The organism is Nesterenkonia sp. Act20 (assembly GCF_019173455.1).
Taxonomy (GTDB): domain Bacteria; phylum Actinomycetota; class Actinomycetes; order Actinomycetales; family Micrococcaceae; genus Nesterenkonia.
This window is the reverse complement of sequence record NZ_JADPQH010000002.1, coordinates 11,491-32,216: the sequence shown is the minus strand read 5'-3', so window position 1 is coordinate 32,216 and position 20,726 is coordinate 11,491. Positions and strand designations below refer to the sequence as shown.

The window sequence follows — 20,726 nt, the reverse complement described above, 5'->3', positions numbered from 1 at the left end:
GGGAGCAGCATGTCCACGCCCGAAACACCGCACCCCCTGGACGAGTCCGCCATCGAGCGCAGCGTCGACGCTGCCCTTGCTGCCTTCGCTGCGGCGGGGGATCTCGACGAGCTCAAGGCCGCGCGCCTCGCCCATACCGGTGACAAGGCCCCGATCGTGCTCGCCAATCGCCAGATCGGCACCCTGGACAAGACGGAGAAGGCCGCCGCAGGCAAACTGCTCGGCGGCGCTCGCGGAAGGATCCAGAAGGCCCTCGCCGCCCGCACCCAGGTGCTCGAGGCGGAGCACGCCGAGCGGATCCTCGTGGAGGAGACCGTCGATGTCACCGCAGCCGGCCGGCGTCGTCCGCTCGGTGCCCGGCACCCGCTCTCGGTGTTGCAGGAGCGGGTCTCCGACGTCTTCATCGCCATGGGCTGGGAGATCGCCGAGGGCCCCGAGATCGAGTCGGAATGGTTCAACTTCGATGCGCTGAACATCGCCCCTGACCACCCCTCGCGGGAGATGCAGGACACCTTCTTCGTGGAGCCTCCCGAGGCGCACCTGGTGCTGCGCACCCATACATCCCCGGTCCAGATCCGCTCGCTGCTCAGCCGCGAGCTGCCCGTCTACGTGCTCTGCCCGGGAAAGACCTTCCGCACCGATGAGCTCGACGCGACCCACACCCCGGTGTTCCACCAGTTCGAGGGCATCGCGGTGGACAAGGGCCTGACCATGGCCGACCTCAAGGGAACCCTGGAGCACTTCGCCCGGCGGATGCTCGGCGAAGAGGCCGCCATCCGGCTGCGCCCGGCGTACTTCCCCTTCACCGAACCCTCCGCCGAGCTCGATGTCTGGCACCCGGAGGCCAAGGGCGGCCCGCGCTGGATCGAGTGGGGTGGCTGCGGGATGATCAACCCCGCGGTGCTGCGCGCGGCCGGCGTGGATCCCGAGGAATACACCGGCTTCGCCTTCGGCATGGGAATCGAGCGGACGCTGATGTTCCGCAACGGCGTCCCGGACATGCGCGACATGATCGAGGGCGACATCCGCTTCAGCCAGCACTTCGGAATGGAGGTCTGAGACATGCGCATTCCGCTTTCTTGGATTCGTGAGTACACCCAGTTTCCCGCCGAGGGCACCGCTGAGGACCTGATGGCCGAGCTGGTCAAGGTCGGGCTCGAGGAAGAGGACGTTCACCGTCCCACCGATGCGCTCAGCGGACCGATCGTCGTCGGGGAGGTGCTGGAGAAGATCCCCGAGCCCCAGTCCAACGGCAAGACCATCAACTGGTGCCAGGTCCGGGTGGTGCCCGAGGGTTCTGCTCAGACCCTGACGCATGAGGGCATCGACCCCTCCGGCGTGCAGGGGATCGTCTGCGGCGCCCACAACTTCGAGGTCGGGGACAAGGTCGTGGTCACCCTTCCCGGTGCCGTGCTGCCTGGAGACTTCCGCATCGCCGCACGCAAGACCTACGGACACGTCTCCGCCGGGATGATCGCCTCGGTGCGCGAGCTCGGCATCGGCGAGGACCACGACGGCATCCTGGTGCTCTCCACACTGGGTCTGGACCCCGAGATCGGCGCCGACGCGATGGAGCTGCTGGGTCTCTACGACTCTGCCGCCGAGATCAATGTGACCCCGGACCGCGGCTATGCGTTCTCGCTGCGCGGCGTCGCCCGCGAGTACTCCCACGCGACCGGCACGCAGTTCATCGATCCTGCCGAGCAGATCACCACCGACGACGCCGCCCGGCCCGGTCTCGAGGTCCGCCTCAGCGATCAGGCCCCGATCTACGGGGTGGAGGGCTGCAGCCGGTTCTCGACCCGCAAGGTCACCGGCATCGATCCGCAGGCGCCCACACCGCCGTGGATGGCCTCACGGCTGCGCCTGGCGGGCATGCGTTCGATCAGCATCGCGGTGGACGTCTCCAACTACGTGATGCTGGAACTGGGTCAGCCCAACCACTGCTACGACGCGGCCAAGCTCGACGGCGGCATCCAGGTCCGCCGTGCCGCGGCGGGGGAGAAGCTCATCACCCTGGATGAGAAGGAACGCAGCCTGCATGCCGAGGATCTGGTGATCGCCGATGCGCGCGGTGCCATCGGGATCGCCGGAGTCATGGGTGGTGCCCGCACCGAGGTGGATGACACCACCACCGCGGTGATCGTGGAGGCGGCGCATTTCGACCCGATCAGCGTCAGCCGCAGCAAGCGCCGGCACAAGCTCCCCTCCGAGGCCTCCAAGCGTTTCGAACGCGGCGTGGACCCGCAGCTTCCCCCGCTTGCCGCACAACGAGTGGTGGACCTGCTGGTCGAGCTCGCGGGCGGCACCGATGCAGGCGAGTTCACCGACGCCGGCACCCCGGTCCTGCCCGAACCGATCTCACTGGACCCGACTCTGCCGGAGAAGCTCACCGGTGTGGCCTACACGCAGGAGCAGATCCAACAGACGCTGACCGCCATCGGGGCCGAGGTGACCCAGTCCGGGGAGCAGCTGCTGGTCACCCCGCCCAGCTGGCGCCCCGACCTGAGCATCCCTGCCTCCCTGGTCGAGGAGATCGCTCGGCTCATCGGCTATGACCAGATTCCCTCGCGGCTCCCCGTGCCTCCCGCAGGCAGGGGGCTGACCATTTCGCAGCAGCGCCGCCGCAGCGTCTACGCCGGGCTGGCCGCCGCCGGGTTCACCGAGGTGCTCAGCTACCCGTTCTACTCCGAGGCGGCGAACACGCTGTTCGGCCGTGCGGAGGAGACCGCCGAGGCGATGCCGATGCTCCGGCTGGCCAACCCCATCGCAAGCCAGCATCCCGCCCTGCGAACCACGGTGCTGCCGGGTCTGCTGGAGGCCGTGCGCCGCAACGTCTCACGCGGCTTCACCGATCTCGCGCTCTTCGAGGCTGGACTGGTCTTCCTGCCCAAGACACAGCTGGGATCCGCCGCGATCCCGGCGCTCGGCGCCTATCCCGGCGAGGACGTGCTGGCGGACCTGGATGCAGGCATCCCGGAGCAGCCGCTGCACATCGCCGCGGTGGTCTCCGGCGCAGAACCGGCCGAGCTGCCTGGTGTGGCGGGCCGGCGTCGGGACTGGGCGGACGCCGTCGACGCCGCAGAAAAGGTCGCGGACCTGCTGCGTGTCCAGCTCGAGGTCACCCAGGGACGCCACCAGGCCTTCCACCCCGGGCGCACCGCTGAACTGCGACTGAACGGAGTCAGGGTCGGGTACGCCGGCGAGCTGCACCCGAAGGTGATCGAGGATCAGGACCTTCCCGCCCGCACCTCGGTGATGGAGCTGGACCTCTCCGCGCTGATCGCCGCCGCACCCGAGCAGGTCAGCGCGGCGTCGATCTCGACCTTCCCGCCCACCACCCAGGACGTCTCGCTGATCGTGGCGCAGACGCTGCCCGCGACGACCCTTGAATCCACCCTGGCCGAGGGTGCGGGGGCGCTGCTGGAGGAGATCGAGCTCTTCGACGTCTACTCCGGGGAACATATCGAGGAAGGCAAGAAGTCACTCGCCTATGGTCTGCGCTTCCGTGCCGAGGACCGGACGCTCACCGCCGAGGAGGCATCCGAAGCGCGGGCCGCAGCGGTCGCGCTGGCCGTTGAACGCCACGGCGCCGTGCAGCGCTGACGCTCTGCAGCGGTTCACGCTGTGCAGACAGGACACACCTGGCCCCGACCCTCCTCGCGAGGGTCGGGGCCAGTGTCATGTTATGTCGGCGGGTGCTGATTCATCCCTACGCGTCAGCCTTCAGTGTCAGCCTTCAGCGTCATCGATCCACTGACCGCGGTGCATCACCCGGCTCACATTCCAGGCAGGGTCCAGCAGCACCAGATCCGCGCGTCCCCCAGGGAGCAGTCTGCCGGCGTCGTCGATCCCGATCATCGCGGCAGGGTTGGTGCTCGCAGCCATCAGCGCGCGTGCCGGGTCAATGCCCGCACTCAGAATGCTCTCGCGCACGGCAGCTGAGAGGGTCAGGGTCGAGCCGGCTATCGCGCCGAGCGTTCCATCGGGTGTGACTCGTCGAGCGACGCCCTCGACGACGTCGACCTCCACGGGGCCAAGCCTGTACCTGCCGTCCGGGGCGGCAGCTCCGGGCATGGCGTCTGACACCAGGACGGGGCGCTGGGGGCCGCCGTTGCGCGTCGCGTAGTCCCAGACGAAGCGGACCATCTCGGCGTCCAGGTGGACGCCGTCGCTGATCAGCTCCAGGAAAGCCGTGGGCTCCTCCAACAGGGCCAGTGCCGGACCGGGCTCTCGATGATGCAGACCCCCCATGGCGTTGAACAGGTGGGTGGCCGCCGTAGCCCCCGCGGCGATCGCTTCTCGCGTCTGCCCGCAGCTTGCCCCGGTGTGTCCGACTCCCAGAGTGAACCCGGCGGCCCGCAGCCGGGTGATCGCTTCCGTCGCCCCCTCGCGCTCGGGCGCGAGCGTCACGTACCTGATCAGGTCGTGCGCTGAGTGTTCGAGCAGTGTGGACACCGCCTCGGGGGTCGGGGAGGTCAGCACCTCGGCCTCATGGGCTCCTCGGTGCTCCTGACTCAGCCACGGCCCTTCCAGATGCACTCCGGCGAGTTCGCCGGATTTCACCAGGGGGCGCAGCTCTTCGGCCTGGTCCAGGAGCACGGACACCGGGGCGCTGACCAGGGAGGCCAGCATGGTGGTGGTGCCTCTTCGGCGATGAGCGACCAGGGCTCTCTCTCCGGAGACGGCGCCATCTGTGAAGGCTGCCGCCCCGCCGCCATGGGCATGCACATCGACGAAGCCAGGGGCCACCACCGCGTCTGTGATGTGTTCGTCGGGAGCCTGCGGGGGTCTGCCGTGCCCAGCCTCCACGATCCTTCCGGCCACGATGCGAAGCCAATAGGGTCCCAGCGTCCCTTCGGGAGTCAGAGCAGCGTCAGCAAAGAGCACGTGGTTCATCGGGCCTCCCGGGCGGTGGTTCTCGCAGGTGTGACTCCTCACATCATCACAGCAGAGACAAAGTTAGTCCAGTGGTCTTGATTCTGAGAGTGGGCTGTGTCTCAATAGTGGCGTGACCAAATACCACGATGTGCGCAACCAGCTCTTGGATCGCCTGGACCAGATGTCTGCGGGAGACCCGTTTCCCCCTGAGCGAGATCTCGCCCAAGAGCTCGGGGTGTCCCGGATGACCCTTCGGCGCGCGATCGACGAGCTCGTGGCACGTGGCGCCGTGCGTCGTCGCCACGGAGCCGGGGTGTTCGCGCTGGGCCCGAAGCTGGACCAGCCGCTGCTCGCCAGCTCATTCTCAGAGGACATGCGAGCACGGGGACTGCGTCCAGGTGCTCGGACCCTGGCGTTCGAGGTGCTTCCGGCGGGGGCTCGTTTCGGTCGACGGCTGAACATCGACCCTTCGGCTGAGATCACCCGGGTGACGCGCCTGAGGCTGGCCGATGACGAGCCCATCGCCGTGGAGGAGCTCAACGTTCCACGACACCTGATGCCTGATCTTCACGCAGCCGACCTGGAGGATCGTTCCTTCTACGACCTGCTCCGCGAACGACTGGGCATCAGCGTGCGGCGCAGCGTCCAGACCATCGAACCCACCGTCCTGGACAGTGACGAGGCAAAAGACCTGAACGTGCCCCTGCATTCCCCGGCCTTGATGTTCGAGCGAACGTCCTGGGGTCCCGAAGGGCAGCCCATCGAGTTTGTGCGTTCTCTCTATCGCGGGGACCGCTACAAGATTCGGACTGAACTGAGCGTGCCGGCGAACACTGTGGAGGAGATCTCATGATCGTGGCAGGACTGATGACCGGGACATCCGCCGACGCGCTCGACGTCGCGCTGGTGGAGTTCCACCTCGGGGGCACGGCGGATCAGCCCGAGCTGCGGATGGACCTTCGCGCATTCCAGGAGGTGCCCTTCGACTCGGACCTCGCTCTGGACATCCTGCGCCTTTTGGAGCCTGACCCGGTGCCGCTCACGCTCGTGAGCAGCGTGGACCGCAGACTTGGACAGCTCTGCGCCGAGGCTGTGGCCGCCGTGTCCGAGGAGACAGGTCTCGAGTGTGAGCTGGTCGTATCGCACGGGCAGACCATCCGGCACGACGTCCGCGACGGCGCGGTCGAGTCGACCCTGCAGCTCGGTCAGCCGGCGTGGATCGCAGAGAGACTCGGGGTGCCGGTCCTCTCGGACCTCCGGGCTCGCGACGTGGCCGCGGGAGGTCAGGGCGCACCGCTCGCAGGGATGTTGGACCACCTGCTCCTGGTCGGCGGAGACCAGCCACGGGCGATGCTCAACCTGGGCGGCATCGCCAACGTCACCGTCGTCTCACCCACCAGCGACACGGTCGCCTTCGACACTGGGCCCGCCAACGCCCTGATCGACGTCATGGCGCGCAGAATCACCGGAGACCCCAGAGCCTTCGATAGGGACGGTGAGCTGGCCGCCCGGGGTGAGGTCGACGAGGCGCTGCTGGCAGATCTCCTGGCGGATCCCTACTACGCCCTCCCGGCTCCCAAGTCCACGGGCAAGGAGCTGTTCCACGGCACCTACCTGGACCGCCACCTCACGCGTCATCCAGGACTGGACCCCTACGACGTGATCGCAACGCTGACCCGACTCACCGCTCGCACGGTCGCGCAGGCCTGCCGGCCCCTGGGAGTCAGTGAGATCGCCGTGTCGGGAGGTGGAACGCGGAACCCCGTCCTGATGTCGGAGCTGCGTGCGGAACTCGGCACAGAGGTTCCGGTCAGCACGACCGATGAGGCGCTCGGCCTGCCCTCTGAGGCAAAGGAGGGGTGCCTTATGGCCCTGCTGGGCTGGCTCAGCTGGCACGGCCTGCCGGCGACGATTCCAAGTGTCACCGGAGCAGCCCACGGGACACTCGCCGGTCGGTTCACCCCAGGGGCGCAACCGCTCCGACTCCCGGCGCCGCTGCGCACTGGACCAGCACGGCTCCATGTCGCCAGCTGACCCCACACCAATCGAAAGAAGCACCTTGATGATGGAAAGAGGAACCACGTGCAGACCATAGACCTTCTGGTGATTGTGGCGTATCTCGCCGCCACCGCCTGGCTGGGCATCAAACTGAGCGGTCGGCAGACCGGACTCAAGGACTACTTCCTCGGGGGCCGCAACCTGCCGTGGTGGGCGGTGTGTCTGTCCGTCGTCGCGACCGAGACAAGTGCGCTCACCGTGATCGGCATTCCCGTCATGAGCTACCTGGGAGACATCTCCTATCTCCAGCTGGGACTCGGCTACATCCTGGGACGCGTGGTCGTCGCGTTCTTCATGCTGCCGCGCTACTACGACGGCGAGATGGTCACCGCCTACGCCTACCTCGGTAAGCGCTTCGGACAGAGCACGCAGACCACCGCCGGCGTGACATTTCTGATCACACGGCTCCTGGCAGACGGCATCCGCGTCCTGGCCGCGGCTATTCCACTGAAGATCATCCTCGACGGGATCGGCATCAACGCGAACTACTTCACGATCATCGTGGTGCTCGCAGTGGTCACCATCCTCTACACGTTCATCGGTGGCATCAAGGCCGTGGTCTGGGTCGATGTGGCGCAGATGTTCCTCTACGTCGGTGGCGGCATCCTCTCCATCATCGTGATCACCTCCGCGACCGGCGGGGGATGGTTCACAGAGGCCGCGGACGCGGGCAAATTCACCATGTTCATCTTCGAGGGCAACCCGATTTCCACCAGCGGGTCATTCATCGCATCGCTGCTGGGCGGCGCAGTCTTCGCCATGGCCTCGCACGGTTCAGACCAGCTCGTCGTCCAGCGACTCCTGGCCTGCCGCACCAAGGCGGAGGCACAGAAGGCCATCATCGTCTCCGGCGTCATCGTGCTCTTCCAGTTCGCCATCTTCCTGCTGGTGGGACTGGCGCTGTGGGGCTACTACGATCAGGCGACTCCAGATTCACTGGGCCTGACCCGCGATGACGAGATCTTCCCGATGTTCATCGTGGAGGGTCTGCCACCAGGCGTCACCGGACTGCTGCTCGCCGGAATCCTGGCGGCCGCCATGTCCACACTGTCCTCCTCGCTCTCAGCGCTGTCCTCCTCCACGGTCACGGACGTCTACGCGCGACTGAAGAAGACCCCTCTCACCGACGAGCAGGGCCTCCGCGCAGGCCGCTGGGCCACCATCGGCTGGGGACTCGCATTCATCGCTCCGGCGATGGTGTTCCGCTCCGACGAAGGCAACATCGTCGTCCTCGCCCTCGGGGTCGCAGGAATCACCTACGGCGGACTGTTGGGGGCCTTCATGTTCGGCATCATCAACAAGCGGGCCCGCGCGGCTGACGCGAACATCGCCTTCGTGTTCGCGGTCGCCGTCAATGCGTTCTTCTTCGTGATGGAGAAGTATGTGGTGGGAGAAGTCTGGGTGGCGTGGCAGTGGTACCCGCTGATGGGCGTCCTGGTGACATTCGCCGTCGGGGGTCTGCTCTCGCTGCGTCATTCCACCCCCGCCGCGCCCGTCCAGCTCACGGAGATGCAGCGATGAGCGCCAGTTCGGCCTCCGCAACCGGTGCCCTGCCTCCGACGGAGCAGCGCAATCCGCGCAGCATGAACCTCGATGACCTCGACACCCTGGAGGTCCTGCAGCTGCTCAACACCGAAGATCGTGTGGCAGTGGACGCGGCCGCTGCGGTGCTCCCCGAGCTTGCCCCCGTGGTGCACGAGGCTGCACGGCGGCTCCGCCGTGGAGGGACGGTGCATTACTTCGGGGCAGGGACCTCGGGTCGGCTGGGGGTCCTCGATGCCAGCGAACTGATGCCCACCTTCAATCTCGAACCAGGCCGCGTCGTGGGACATATCGCAGGTGGATCGCAGGCCCTGGTGGAAGCCGTCGAGAATGCCGAAGACTCGGTCGACTCTGGACGCACCGATGCGAGCACGCTGAGCTCCGATGACCTCGCGATCGGCATCGCCTCGAGCGGCAACACCCCATACGTGGCAGGTGCGCTGGAGGCGGCACGGGGCGCTGGCGCGTACACCGTGCTGATCTCCAGCAACCCGGATGCTCGAGTGGCGGCCCACGCGGACCAGCACCTTCTCTTGAACACCGGTCCGGAGGTCGTCACCGGCTCCACCCGGATGAAAGCAGGCACCGCACAGAAGCTGGTGCTCAATGGGTTCTCCACCGCGCTGATGATCGAGCTCGGTCGCACCTGGCAGAACCTGATGGTCTCGGTGGTGGCGACCAACGCGAAACTCCGCGAGCGGACAACCCGCATCCTGTGCGAAGCGGCCGATCTCGATGAGCCCGAGGCCAGGGCGCTGCTCGAAAGAACCGGAGGAGACCTCAAGGTGGGCATCCTCTCCGCGCTGGGGGAGCTGCCCGTTGCGGAAGCGGCCGAGCTCCTGGACAAGCATGCAGGTTCCGTGCGCGAGGCTCTCCGAGACCCCAGAAATGCTGTGAACCGTCCATGATCCACAAGGTGGAAGATCCCCGGGAGGGGCCGCTCTCTGGGTCCCTGGTGGGGCTGGACCTCGGAGGCTCGGGGAGCCGTCTCGCAGTGCGGCCTCTGGCCGGAGGCCTGCGAAGAGTCCTGGACGGGCCGCGAATCGAGGTGCGCGCCGGCGGATCCACTGCCCCGCAGGTGATCCGCGAGATGCTCTCTCGTGCCATGACCTCCTGGCCGGAGGAGACCTCGCGCCTGAGCGGAGTCGGCATCGGGGCGTCAGGACTGGCTTCCCTGGTGCAGGACCCGCAAGAGTTGGCAGTGCAGCTGCGCGCCGAGCTCGGAACGCAGACCGCCATCGCCATCGACGCGGTCACGGCGCATCTCGGTGCGCTCGGGGAGGCAGGAGGAGCAGTGGTGGCGCTGGGCACGGGTGCCATCGCGATCAGCCACCCTGGCATGGCAGAGGCGGTGGGCGATGAACACGCGTGGCGTCGCGTCGATGGCTGGGGACACCTTCTGGGCGATCGTGGCGGTGGGGCATGGCTGGGTCGGTGTGGCCTGGAAGCGGCCATGCGGGCCCACGACGGCCTCGAGACCCATGGTCACGCCCTGCTGACGGCGGGTCGTCACTGGTTCGGTGAGCCCGAATCCTGGCCTGCTCAGCTCTACACGCGCGACGATCGGGCAGGCGTCCTCGCCGAGTTCGCCGCCGAGGTGGTGGCAGTCGCCGCCCGCGGAGACGAGACCGCCCGTGCTTTGGTCCGCGCGGCGGGCCGGGAGGCTGCGAAGAGCGGTCTCGCGGCGCTGGGGGAGGACCGCCCCGCACAGCTGGTGCTCACCGGTGGACTTGTGGGTGCCGGCCCGCTGCTCAGTGACGCCTTTGCCGAAGAAGTCGCGAACCAGCGTGCGGACGTCTCGATCGGCGAAGCCTTGGGAGACCCGCTGGAAGGCTCGCTGTCCCTGGCGCGACTCCATGGACGGGGCGTACTGAGTCCCCAGGAGGGGTTCATATGGAGCTGAAGACCACCACACCCTTGATCGATGAGCTTCGCCGTGAGCTGGGTGCCGAAAACGTGCTTGACCGCGCGATCGACCTGCATGCACGTGCTCACGATGCCTCGCACTACCTCATGATTCCGCAGGTGGTCGTCATCGCGGAGGACATCGCCGCGGTGAGTGCCGTGCTTCACCTGGCGGCCAAGCATGACACCTCGGTGACCTTCCGCTCGGGAGGGACGAGTCTCTCCGGACAGTCCATCGGCGCGGGCATCCAGGTCGATACCAGGCGAGGCTTTCGCGCGATCGAGGTCCTGGATGAGGGACGCCGTGTCCGGGTTCAGCCAGGTGCCACGCTTCGCGCAGTCAACATCCGCCTGGCTCGCCATGGTCGAGCGCTGGGCCCTGATCCAGCGAGCGAGGCGGCGTGCACCGTGGGAGGGGTGATCGCGAACAACTCTTCGGGCATGGCGGCGGGGATCGAGCACAACAGTGCCAAGACCCTGGAGTCGATGACGCTCGTGCTGCCCTCCGGGACAGTCGTGGACACCTCCAGAGCCGACGCCCTGGAGACTCTTCGTGCGGAGGAACCTGGACTCGTCAGCGAACTGGAAGCGCTCAGGGATGAGGTTCGAGCAGATCCGTCCGCCATGGCCGAGATCGCTGAACGATTCTCGATGAAGAACACGATGGGATACTCCCTCGACGCCCTCAGCCTCTATGACGATCCGGTCCAGATGCTTCTGCAGCTGATGATCGGTTCCGAGGGGACCCTGGGCTTCGTGGCCGAAGCGGTGTTCCGCACCGTGCCCGTCCACTCCTATTGCGCGACGGGACTCATGGTCTTCGACTCGCTCGACGTCGCGGCTCGCGCCCTGCCCGAACTGGTCAGCACCGGGGCCAAGGCCCTGGAGCTGATGGACGCCACCTCTTTGAAGGTGGCGAGTCGAAGCCCCGACGTCCCCGCAGTCATCGCGGATCTCACGGTAGAGACGCACGCCGCGATCCTCGTCGAGTACCGTGCCGATTCAGCGGACGAACTTGGTCAGCATCTCGCACACGTGGCCTCGAGCCTGGACCGGGCCCCGACGGCGCATCCGGTGGAGCTGACTCGTGATGCGAGTCGTCGCGCGCAGCTGTGGGCGGTCCGCAAGGGACTCTACGCGGCGGTCGCAGGGGCACGCCCGCCCGGGACGATGGCTCTCCTGGAGGACGTGGTGGTGCCTGTTCAGCGCCTCGCCCGTACCTGCGAGGAGCTGTCCGTGCTGCTGGCGGACCACGGATATGTGGATCCCGTGATCTTCGGTCATGCCAAGGACGGCAATATCCACTTCATGCTGACGGAGGACACCGAAGACCCCGCGGCGCTGGAGCGATTGGCCGCCTTCACCGAGGATCTCGTGGAGCTGGTTCTTCGTCAGGGCGGAAACCTCAAGGCGGAGCACGGCACGGGACGGGCGATGGCGCCGTTCATCGATCGTCAATATTCCCCGGACCTGGTTCAGGTCCTCCACAGGATCAAGTCAGCCTGTGATCCATCGGGGATCCTCAATCCCGGCGTGGTGCTCACTGCGGATGACCAGGCGCATCTGCATCACCTCAAGCCGGTGGACCGAGTCGATGCTGAAGTGGATCGTTGCGTCGAGTGTGGCTACTGCGAGCCTGTCTGTCCCAGCCGGGATCTCACGCTCACCCCTCGGCAGCGGATCGTTGTGCGCCGGGAGCGCGAGCGTGCGCTGGCTCGCGGGGACCGAACGCTTGTCGCCGAGCTGGATTCGCAGCAGGAGTACGACAGTCTTCAGACCTGTGCCGCCGATGGCATGTGCGCGACCGCATGCCCCGTCGGCATCGACACCGGTGCACTGGTCAAGCGGCTGCGCGAGGAGAGCAGAGGCCCCGCCCAGCAGCGCCTGGGGAAGCTTGCTGCGACGCGGTGGTCAGCCGTGACGCAGGCCGCCGGTCGCGGGCTTGACGCCGCCTCGCGCATGCCGGACGCTGCGATCGCCTGGCCGAACGCCTCCGCACGCTCGCTGCTGGGAGCAGAGACGGTGCCACTGTGGACATCGGACCTGCCTGCCGGCGGACGGCGCCGCAGCCGCGCGAGCGATGACGGGGACGCCGGGCACCCCGTGGCAGCCATATTTCTGCCGAGCTGTCAGGGTGCGATGTTCGCCGCCCCGAATGGATCACGTGGGGCACAGGCCTCAGTCGCCGAGCTGTGCGGAATCGTGGGTCTGAGTATGGTGATGCCGGAGCGGATCGATGCGCTGTGCTGCGGCACCCCGTGGTCCTCCAAAGGTCTCGCCGAGGGTCATGAGGCGATGGCCGAGCAGGTTCTCGACGCCGTGGATCGAACCAGGAGACGTCTCGATGATCGGGGCGAGGGTCTTGTGCCCGTCGTCGTGGACGCAAGCTCCTGCGCAGAAGGTGTGGCATCGATCATGGCTGCCGCCGGCGCGGCGGGGGATCCGCGAGCCGGCCGAGTCATCGACGCCGTCAGTTTCGTGGCGGAGCATGTGCTGCCCCGTCTGGAGATCGAGCCGGGGCAACGCGTCGGGTCCCTGACGCTGCACCCCACCTGCTCCACATCGAAGGCTGGTGGGGAAGCAGATCTGCTCCGTGTTGCACGGGCAGTGGCGCACCGAGTGCACGTGCCTGATGACTGGGCCTGCTGCGGGTTCGCCGGAGACCGCGGAATGCTGCATCCCGAGCTGACCGCCTCCGCGACAGCCGCCGAGGCACGCGAAGTCCAGCAGATCGACGCTGTGGTGCACGCATCGTCCAACAGGGCGTGCGAGATCGCCATGACCCGTGCCACCGGGCGCACCTACCGTCATGTGCTGGAGGTCGCCGCCGACGTCGCCGCGGGAAGAACTGAACGAAGCGCTTCGGCAGGACGCTGAACGAGACGACTTTGAAGCCGCAGATCCGAAACGAGAGAAGGACGTGATTGGTGATGGAGGTCATCATTGCCCCAGTCGACCAACAGGCCAGGCTCGCCGCCGACGCGATAGAGAAGCTGCTGCGTCGTGAGGCCGACTCCACCCTCGGACTGGCCACCGGCTCGAGTCCGCTGGCGGTCTACGGAGAGCTGATTCATCGGCATGAGCAGCGCGGGTTGTCCTTCGCGCGGGCCCAGGGGTTCATGCTGGACGAGTATGTGGGGCTCCCCGCCGATCACCCGCAGCGGTATCGCAATGTGATCGCGGAGGAGCTGGTGGATCGAGTGCACTGGAACGCTGAGCGGGTCCACGGCCCTGACGGGCTCGCGGCCGACATCCCAGCCGCCTGCGCGGAGTACGAGCAGGCTATTGCCGAGGCCGGGGGAGTGGATCTCCAGCTCCTCGGTATCGGAACCGATGGCCACATCGGCTTCAACGAGCCGGGTTCATCGCTGAGCTCGCGCACTCGGATCAAGTCGCTTGCTCCGCAGACGCGCTCAGACAATGCGCGGTTCTTCGACGGCGACGTCGACCAGGTCCCGGTGCACTGTGTGACGCAGGGGCTCGGGACCATATCCGAAGCGCGGCACCTGGTTCTCCTCGCCAGCGGGAGGCACAAGGCCGAAGCGGTGCATCAGCTCGTGGAGGGGCCCATCTCGGCTCTGTGGCCCGCCACGGTGATGCAGCTGCACCCCCACGCGACGGTGCTCGTCGACGAAGCCGCGGCGTCACGACTTCAGCTCGCCGACTACTACCGGCAGACCTACGCCGCGAAGCCGGCCTGGCAGGGCCTCTGACCTGCCCCCTCAGCGAGGTGCTGCGGCGACCCTCAGGGGGTGAGCAGCAGCTTGCCGGTGGTGCGCCGGTTCTCCAGGTCATCGTGCGCCCGGCCGGCGTCTTCCAGCGAGTAGCTGGCACCGATGCTGAGCTTCAGGTCCCCGCCGGTGAGCGAGTCGAAGAGCTCGGCGTAGCGCCAGGAGCGCTCCTCGGCGTTGCGCAGGTACCAGTGCGTGGAGGGTCGAGTGAGGTAGAGGCCTCCCCGTCGGTTCAGATCCTGTGGATCCAACGGAGGCACCTGGCCCGAGGCGCCGCCGTAGAGCACAAAGGTGCCGCGCACCGCCAAAGACTCCAGCGAGCCCAGGTACGTATCCTTGCCCACGCCGTCGAACACTGCGGCCACACCCTCGCCCTTGGTGATCTCGTGGACCTTCTCGGCGAAGTTCTCGTAGCCGAGCACGTAGTCGGCGCCCGCGGCCTGGGCGATCTGAGCCTTCTCCTCGGTGGAGCAGGTGGTGATGACCCGGGCTCCCTTGGCTTTGAGCAGCTGCGTCAGGATCTGCCCCACCCCGCCGGCTCCGGCGTGAGTCAACACGGTCTGACCGGGGGCGACCCGGTAGGTGGAGTTCATCAGGTAGTGGGCGGTGATGCCCTGCAGCGGCAGCGCGGCAGCCTGCTCATCGGTGACCTCGTCGGGCACCGCGACCGCCTTGGAGGAGTCGACCAGGAAATGCGAGGCATAGGTGCCGCTGGCTGCCTCCATGGTGGTCACGCGCTGGCCTGCGGAGAGGCTCTCCACCGCCTCACCGACGGCAAGCACCGTGCCGGTGGCCTCGGTGCCAGGGGTGAAGGGGTACTCCATCGGGTAGACGCCGCTGCGCTGGTAGGTCTCGAGGAAGTTCACGCCCGCGGCGGCGGTCTCCACCAGCACCTGGTGGGGGCCGGGCTCAGGCATGGCCACCTCGGCCGGGACGAGAACCTCTGTCCCCCCGGCCTGCGCGGCGTGCACCACTCGTGCCCTGTCCGGCAGATCCTCTGGGAAAACGCTCTGTTCATTCATGGCGGCAAGCGTACCCAACACAGGCCTGCATGGACGAAGTTCCCTTGCCAGCGTATTGCATAAATATTGGATAAGCCGCATATATCCGATTAGACTGCTGAGCATGACCTATAAGATCGCCGTCTCCGGCGCCTCCGGCTATGCCGGGGGAGAAGTTCTGCGACTGCTGGCTGGCCACCCTGAGGTGGAGATCGGCGCCGTCACCGCGCATTCCAGCGCTGGGGAGCGACTGGGAGCGCTCCAGCCGCAGCTGATCCCGCTGGCCGATCGGGTGCTCAGCGAGACGACCGCGGAGAACCTCGCTGGTCACGACGTCGTGTTCCTCGCGCTTCCGCACGGCGCCTCGGCCGAGATCGCGGCGCAGCTGGGCGAGGACACCATCGTCATCGATGCCGCGGCGGATCACCGGCTGGAATCAGCCTCCGCCTGGGAGCAGTTCTACGGCTCGGCCCATCAGGGCACCTGGCCCTATGGACTCCCCGAGCTGCCGGGTCAGCGGGCCAAGCTCGCCGGTGCCCGGCGGATCGCCGTGCCCGGCTGCTACCCGACCACGATCATGCTCGGACTGGCCCCTGCGCTGGCGGCAGGTCTGGTGGAGCCCACCGACATCGTCATCGTCGCGGCCACCGGCACCTCTGGTGCGGGCAAGTCCTTGAAGCCGCACCTGCTCAGCGCCGAGGTCATCGGCGGTATGAGTCCCTACGGGGTCGGGGGAGTGCACCGACACACCCCCGAGATCGAACAGGGACTCGGTCATGCCGCGGGAGCCCCGGTGCAGATCTCGTTCACCCCGACCCTGGCGCCGATGTCGCGCGGGATCCTGGCGACCTCCACGGCCAAGCTCGCCCCCGGCACCACCGAGGCGCAGCTGCGCGCCGCCTATCACCAGCAATACGACGCCGAGCCCTTCGTCCACCTGCTCCCCGAAGGCCAGTGGCCGGTCACCAAGCAGGTCGTCGGCTCCAACCACGTCACCCTGCAGCTGGCCGTCGACTCACACGCCGGGCGAGCGGTCATCGTCTCCGCCGCTGACAACCTGACCAAGGGCACGGCGGGCGGCGCCGTGCAATCCATGAACATCGCCCTGGGCCTCGACGAGACCACCGGGCTCAACCTGTTGGGAGTCACCCCATGAGTGTCACGGCCGCCCGAGGATTCACCGCCGCCGGAGTCGCCGCCGGGCTCAAATCTGCCGCCGCCGACGGCAGCCTGCCCCGCGACGTCGCGGTGGTGCGCAATGAAGGACCCGATAAGCATGCAGCGGCAGTCTTCACCACCAACCGGGTCGCCGCAGCACCGGTGCTGTGGTCCCAGCAGGTAATCGTCGACGGCCGGGCCGACGCCGTCGTGCTGAACTCTGGCGGCGCCAATGCATGCACCGGAGCGCCGGGCTTCGCCGATACGCATCAGACCGCCGAGGTGGTGGCGGAGAAGCTGCAGGCCGGCGGCGCCGATGTCTCCGCCGGGGACGTGCTCGTCTGCTCCACAGGACTCATCGGTGAGCGGCTGGACATGCCCGCGCTGCTGGGCGGCATCGACACGGCGGTGGCCCAGCTCGACCCCCACGAGACCGCGGGGCACCAGGCTGCTCAAGCGATCATGACCACGGACTCGGTGATGAAGGTCGCCACCGCCGACGGCGCCGGCTTCACCGTGGGCGGCATGGCCAAGGGTGCGGGAATGCTCGCCCCCGGCATGGCCACGATGCTCTCCGTGGTCACCACCGACGCCGTGATCTCCCAGCCTGACCTTGACGCCGCCCTGCGCGAAGCCGTGCGGATCAGCTTCAACCGGGCAGACTCCGACGGCTGCATGTCCACCAACGACACCGTGATCGCCATGGCCTCCGGCGCGCACCCGGACGCCGACCCCTCAGGCGTGGACCTGGAGGAGTTTCAGACAGCGCTGAACCAGGTGTGCCAGGACCTCGCGAGCCAGCTCATCGCTGACGCGGAGGGCGCACACCACGAGATCGCGATCTCCACGATCCATGCGGCCACCGAGGAGCAGGCCGAGACCGCCGGACGCTCTGTGGCGCGATCCAACCTCTTCAAGACCGCGATCTTCGGACAGGACCCCAACTGGGGCCGGATCCTCTCCGCAGTCGGCACCACCGATGTGGACTTCGATCCCAGCACCATCGACGTGGCCGTCAACGGCGTCTGGATCTGCCGGGCCGGGGGGATCGGTGAGGATCGCGCCCTGGTGGACCTCAGCGGTCGACACGTGAAGGTGGTCATCGACCTCAAATCAGGAGATCGGGAGGCCACGATCCTGACCAATGACCTGACTCATGACTACGTCCACGAGAACTCCGCCTACTCCACCTGACCCGTTCAGCCCAGTACGCAGCCGCCCATTTCGCGGCAGCTCAGCACGCAGCATCACACCCCGCAGAGGACCCGATGACATCCACCCTGAAACCCCGCGACGCCGGAAGCCTCAGCGCTGCCGGTGACAAGGCCGCCGTCCTGGTCGAGGCCCTGCCGTGGATCCAGAAGTTCGCCGGCCAGACCATCGTGATCAAGTACGGCGGCAACGCCATGGTCAACGATGAGCTGCGCCGCGCCTTCGCCGAGGACGTGGTGTTCCTGCGCCACGTGGGCGTCAACCCGGTGGTCGTCCATGGCGGGGGACCGCAGATCAACGCGATGCTGCAGACCCTGGGCATCGAGTCCGAGTTCCGCGCCGGCCAGCGGGTGACCACCCCGGAGGCCATGGACGTGGTCCGCATGGTGCTCACCGGGCAGGTCGGACGCCAGCTGATCGGGCTGATCAACAGCCACGGACCCTACGCGGTGGGACTCTCCGGGGAGGATGCCGCTCTGCTGCAGGCCGTGCGGACCAGCGTCGAGGTGGACGGGGAGACCGTGGACCTGGGCCTGGTCGGAGAGGTCACCGGAGTGAACCCGGATGCGATCAAGGACCTGCTGGCGGCCGGCCGCATCCCCGTCATCTCCACCATCGCCCCGGAGTTCGACTCGGACCAGCCTGATGCCCAGCCCACCGGCGAGGTGCTCAACGTCAACGCCGACCTTGCGGCCGCCGCCGTCGCCTCCGCCCTGGGAGCAGCGAAGCTGGTGATGCTCACCGATGTGGAGGGCCTGTACGCGAACTGGCCCGATAAGTCCTCGCTGATCTCCTCGCTCAGCGCGAGCGACCTGCGAGCGATGCTGCCCAGCCTCGAGTCCGGCATGATCCCGAAGATGACCGCCGCACTGAAGGCCGTGGAGTCCGGCGTGCCGCGCGCCCACGTGGTCGACGGCCGCAAACCGCATTCGATGCTGCTGGAGATCGTCACCACCGAGGGCGTCGGCACGCAGATCGTGCCCGATGAGGAGAGCGCATGAGCGGCCACGGCGAAGAGCTGCTCACCCGGTACACCGGTTCTCTGTTGGGGGTCTTCGGCACCCCGCAGAAGGTGCTGGTCCGCGGCTCCGGAGTCACCGTCTGGGACGCCGATGGGCGCGAGTACCTGGACCTGCTGGCAGGGATCGCGGTCAACGCGCTGGGCCATGCGCACCCGATGCTCACCAGTGCCGTCTCGGAACAGCTGAACACGCTGGGGCACATCTCCAACTTCTTCACCAGCCCCACCCAGATCGCACTGGCCGAGAAGCTCCTGGAGCTGGCCCACGCGCCGTCGGGCTCCAAGGCCTTCTTCGCCAACTCCGGCACCGAGGCCAACGAGGCAGCCTTCAAAATTGCTCGCCGGCACGGGGGCGAATCCAGGCCACGCATCATCGCGCTGGAGCACGGCTTCCACGGGCGGACCATGGGCGCGCTGGCGATGACCCATAAGCCCAGCTACCGTGAGCCCTTCGAGCCGCTTGCCGGAGGGGTTGAATGGGTCCCGGCAGGAGACGTCGAGGCGCTGCGGGCTGCGGTGGATGAGACCGTGGCGGCCGTCATCATCGAACCCGTGCAGGGGGAGGCCGGCGTGCGCGGGCACCCGGTCGGCTACCTGGAGCAGGCCCGAGAAATCACCCGGGCCGCCGGGGCACTGCTGATCCTCGACGAGGTCCAGACCGGCATCGGACGCACCGGCACCTGGTTCGCCTCCGCCCCGGAGCAGAGCGCTCCGGTGATCCCGGATGCGATGACGCTCGCCAAGGGGCTCGGCGGTGGATTCCCCATCGGTGCGATGCTGACCTTCGGCGAGCACACCAGCTCATTGCTCAACCCGGGACAGCACGGCACCACCTTCGGCGGAAACCCCGCCGCCACCGCGGCCGCACTGGCCACGTTGGAGGTGATCGAATCCCAGGATCTTCTCGCCCACGTGCGCCACGTCAGCAGGTATGCCCAGCAGCGGCTCGAGGCCCTGGACTTCGTCACCGAGGTGCGCGCCCACGGCCTGCTGATCGGCATCGAGATCGCCACCGAACCTGATGGCAGCACTGACGCCAGCAGCCCCTCGGGCCGTAGCACCTCCTCCGGCGCACGCGGCGCACCGGCGCCTGCCATGGTGGCCGCCGCCCTGGTGGCCGGGTTCATCATCAACGCGACCGGCCCGACCACGCTGCGCCTGGCCCCTCCGCTGATCATCACCACCGAGCAGATCCAGCGCTTCATCGACGCCCTTCCCGAGATCCACCGCAGGAGCACCTCATGAGAATCCGCCATTTCCTCACCGATCTCGACCTCAGCCCGGCTGAGCTGGATCAGGTGCTCACCCTCGCCGCCACGATGAAGGCAGACCCCTACGCCATCAAACCGCTGGCGGGACCTCAGACCGCCGCGGTGTTCTTCGACAAGACCTCCACGCGTACCCGGTTCTCCTTCGCCGCGGGAATCTCCGCCCTGGGCGGCTCCCCGCTGGTGGTCAATCCCGGAGAGTCCCAGCTCGGGCACAAGGAGACCATCGCCGACACGGCCCGGGTGCTGGACCGGATGGTCAGCCTGATCATCTGGCGCACCTACGCGCAGTCCGGACTCAAGGAGATGGCCGCCTACAGCAGCGTCCCCGTGATCAACGCGCTCTCCGACGACTACCACCCGTGCCAGCTGCTCGCCGATCTGCTCACCGTGCGGGAACAGCTCGGCACCACGCAGGGCCGCTCGCTCGCCTACCTCGGCGACGCGGCCAACAACATGGCCAACTCCTATCTCCTCGCCGGGGTCAACGCCGGCATGGACGTCCGCATCGCCGGACCCCAGGATTACCTGCCGGAGCCGCGCATCGTCGAGGCTGCCCGTGCGCGCGCCGCGCAGACCGGCGGCAGCGTGCTGATCACCAGCGACCCTGCCGAAGCGCTGCGCGGAGCCGAGGTGGTCGCCACCGACACCTGGATCTCAATGGGCCAGGAGCAGGAGAAGGAGGCCCGGCTTCAGCTCTTCGGTGAGTACCGGGTGGATGCCGCGGCCATGGCACAGGCCGCACCCGGCGCCGTCGTCCTGCACTGCCTGCCGGCCTACCGTGGGGTGGAGATCAGCGCCGAGGTCCTCGACGGCCCCCAGTCGGTGGTGTGGGACGAGGCTGAGAATCGACTGCATGCGCAGAAGGCGCTGATGGCCTGGCTGCTGGTGGAGTCCGGGCTTGCCGATGCCGAGACCGAGCGGCTCGTCCGGGCCGGGACGCGCTGAG

At 67.6% G+C, this 20,726-nt stretch carries 16 protein-coding genes; 14 read left to right on the top strand and 2 right to left on the bottom strand.

The genetic code is table 11. The features are described from left to right. Positions 1-9 precede the first annotated feature (9 nt). Together pheS and pheT are read left to right on the top strand one after the other, a co-directional pair. Positions 10-1,059 (top strand): phenylalanine--tRNA ligase subunit alpha, encoded by a 1,050-nt coding sequence (pheS, locus tag IY716_RS09780; protein WP_218221537.1) that lies wholly within the window; start codon positions 10-12, stop codon positions 1,057-1,059. A gap of 3 nt (positions 1,060-1,062) precedes the next feature. Further along, positions 1,063-3,606: a phenylalanine--tRNA ligase subunit beta gene (gene pheT / locus IY716_RS09775; RefSeq protein ID WP_218221536.1), complete on the top strand. Its 2,544-nt coding sequence runs from the start codon at positions 1,063-1,065 to the stop codon at positions 3,604-3,606. Positions 3,607-3,732: 126 nt separating this feature from the next. Here the strand turns inward: pheT and IY716_RS09770 are convergent, their stop codons facing one another. Further along, positions 3,733-4,899, bottom strand: a complete 1,167-nt coding sequence (locus IY716_RS09770) for an N-acetylglucosamine-6-phosphate deacetylase (protein WP_218221535.1) — start codon at positions 4,897-4,899, stop codon at positions 3,733-3,735. 112 nt (positions 4,900-5,011) lie between these two features. Between IY716_RS09770 and IY716_RS09765 the strand changes: the two genes are divergently transcribed. Genes IY716_RS09765 through nagB form a run of 7 tightly spaced genes read left to right on the top strand, consistent with a single transcriptional unit; the run spans position 5,012 to position 14,099 of the window. Continuing rightward, positions 5,012-5,734: a GntR family transcriptional regulator gene (locus IY716_RS09765; protein ID WP_218221534.1), complete on the top strand. Its 723-nt coding sequence runs from the start codon at positions 5,012-5,014 to the stop codon at positions 5,732-5,734. Continuing rightward, positions 5,731-6,915 (top strand): anhydro-N-acetylmuramic acid kinase, encoded by a 1,185-nt coding sequence (locus tag IY716_RS09760; RefSeq protein WP_218221533.1) that lies wholly within the window; start codon positions 5,731-5,733, stop codon positions 6,913-6,915. Before IY716_RS09765 ends, IY716_RS09760 begins: the two co-directional genes overlap by 4 nt. 48 nt (positions 6,916-6,963) lie before the next feature. Continuing rightward, positions 6,964-8,460 (top strand): sodium:solute symporter, encoded by a 1,497-nt coding sequence (locus IY716_RS09755; RefSeq protein ID WP_218221532.1) that lies wholly within the window; start codon positions 6,964-6,966, stop codon positions 8,458-8,460. Further along, positions 8,457-9,389, top strand: coding sequence for an N-acetylmuramic acid 6-phosphate etherase (gene murQ / locus IY716_RS09750; RefSeq protein ID WP_218221531.1), 933 nt, complete (start codon positions 8,457-8,459; stop codon positions 9,387-9,389). Before IY716_RS09755 ends, murQ begins: the two co-directional genes overlap by 4 nt. Continuing rightward, positions 9,386-10,384 carry an N-acetylglucosamine kinase gene (locus IY716_RS09745; RefSeq protein ID WP_218221530.1) on the top strand — a complete coding sequence of 333 codons (999 nt, stop codon included), beginning with the start codon at positions 9,386-9,388 and terminating at the stop codon, positions 10,382-10,384. The genes murQ and IY716_RS09745 overlap by 4 nt, the downstream gene beginning before the upstream one ends. Further along, positions 10,375-13,263, top strand: a complete 2,889-nt coding sequence (locus IY716_RS09740; RefSeq protein WP_218221529.1) for an FAD-binding and (Fe-S)-binding domain-containing protein — start codon at positions 10,375-10,377, stop codon at positions 13,261-13,263. Before IY716_RS09745 ends, IY716_RS09740 begins: the two co-directional genes overlap by 10 nt. A 53-nt stretch (positions 13,264-13,316) precedes the next feature. Continuing rightward, positions 13,317-14,099 (top strand): glucosamine-6-phosphate deaminase, encoded by a 783-nt coding sequence (gene nagB / locus IY716_RS09735; protein WP_218221528.1) that lies wholly within the window; start codon positions 13,317-13,319, stop codon positions 14,097-14,099. A gap of 32 nt (positions 14,100-14,131) precedes the next feature. Here the strand turns inward: nagB and IY716_RS09730 are convergent, their stop codons facing one another. Further along, entirely contained in the window at positions 14,132-15,139 is a 1,008-nt protein-coding gene (locus IY716_RS09730; RefSeq protein WP_218221527.1) for a quinone oxidoreductase, read from the bottom strand. A 103-nt stretch (positions 15,140-15,242) separates the two neighbouring features. Between IY716_RS09730 and argC the strand changes: the two genes are divergently transcribed. From argC to argF, 5 genes are all read left to right on the top strand, one after another. Further along, positions 15,243-16,274: an N-acetyl-gamma-glutamyl-phosphate reductase gene (argC, locus tag IY716_RS09725; RefSeq protein WP_218221526.1), complete on the top strand. Its 1,032-nt coding sequence runs from the start codon at positions 15,243-15,245 to the stop codon at positions 16,272-16,274. Continuing rightward, positions 16,271-17,470, top strand: coding sequence for a bifunctional glutamate N-acetyltransferase/amino-acid acetyltransferase ArgJ (gene argJ / locus IY716_RS09720; protein WP_218221525.1), 1,200 nt, complete (start codon positions 16,271-16,273; stop codon positions 17,468-17,470). The genes argC and argJ overlap by 4 nt, the downstream gene beginning before the upstream one ends. 74 nt (positions 17,471-17,544) lie before the next feature. After that, positions 17,545-18,489: an acetylglutamate kinase gene (argB, locus tag IY716_RS09715; protein WP_218221524.1), complete on the top strand. Its 945-nt coding sequence runs from the start codon at positions 17,545-17,547 to the stop codon at positions 18,487-18,489. Next, positions 18,486-19,754, top strand: coding sequence for an acetylornithine transaminase (locus IY716_RS09710; RefSeq protein WP_218221523.1), 1,269 nt, complete (start codon positions 18,486-18,488; stop codon positions 19,752-19,754). Before argB ends, IY716_RS09710 begins: the two co-directional genes overlap by 4 nt. After that, complete coding sequence (argF, locus tag IY716_RS09705) at positions 19,751-20,725, top strand: ornithine carbamoyltransferase (RefSeq protein ID WP_218221522.1); 975 nt, start codon at positions 19,751-19,753, stop codon at positions 20,723-20,725. Before IY716_RS09710 ends, argF begins: the two co-directional genes overlap by 4 nt. Position 20,726 lies beyond the last annotated feature (1 nt).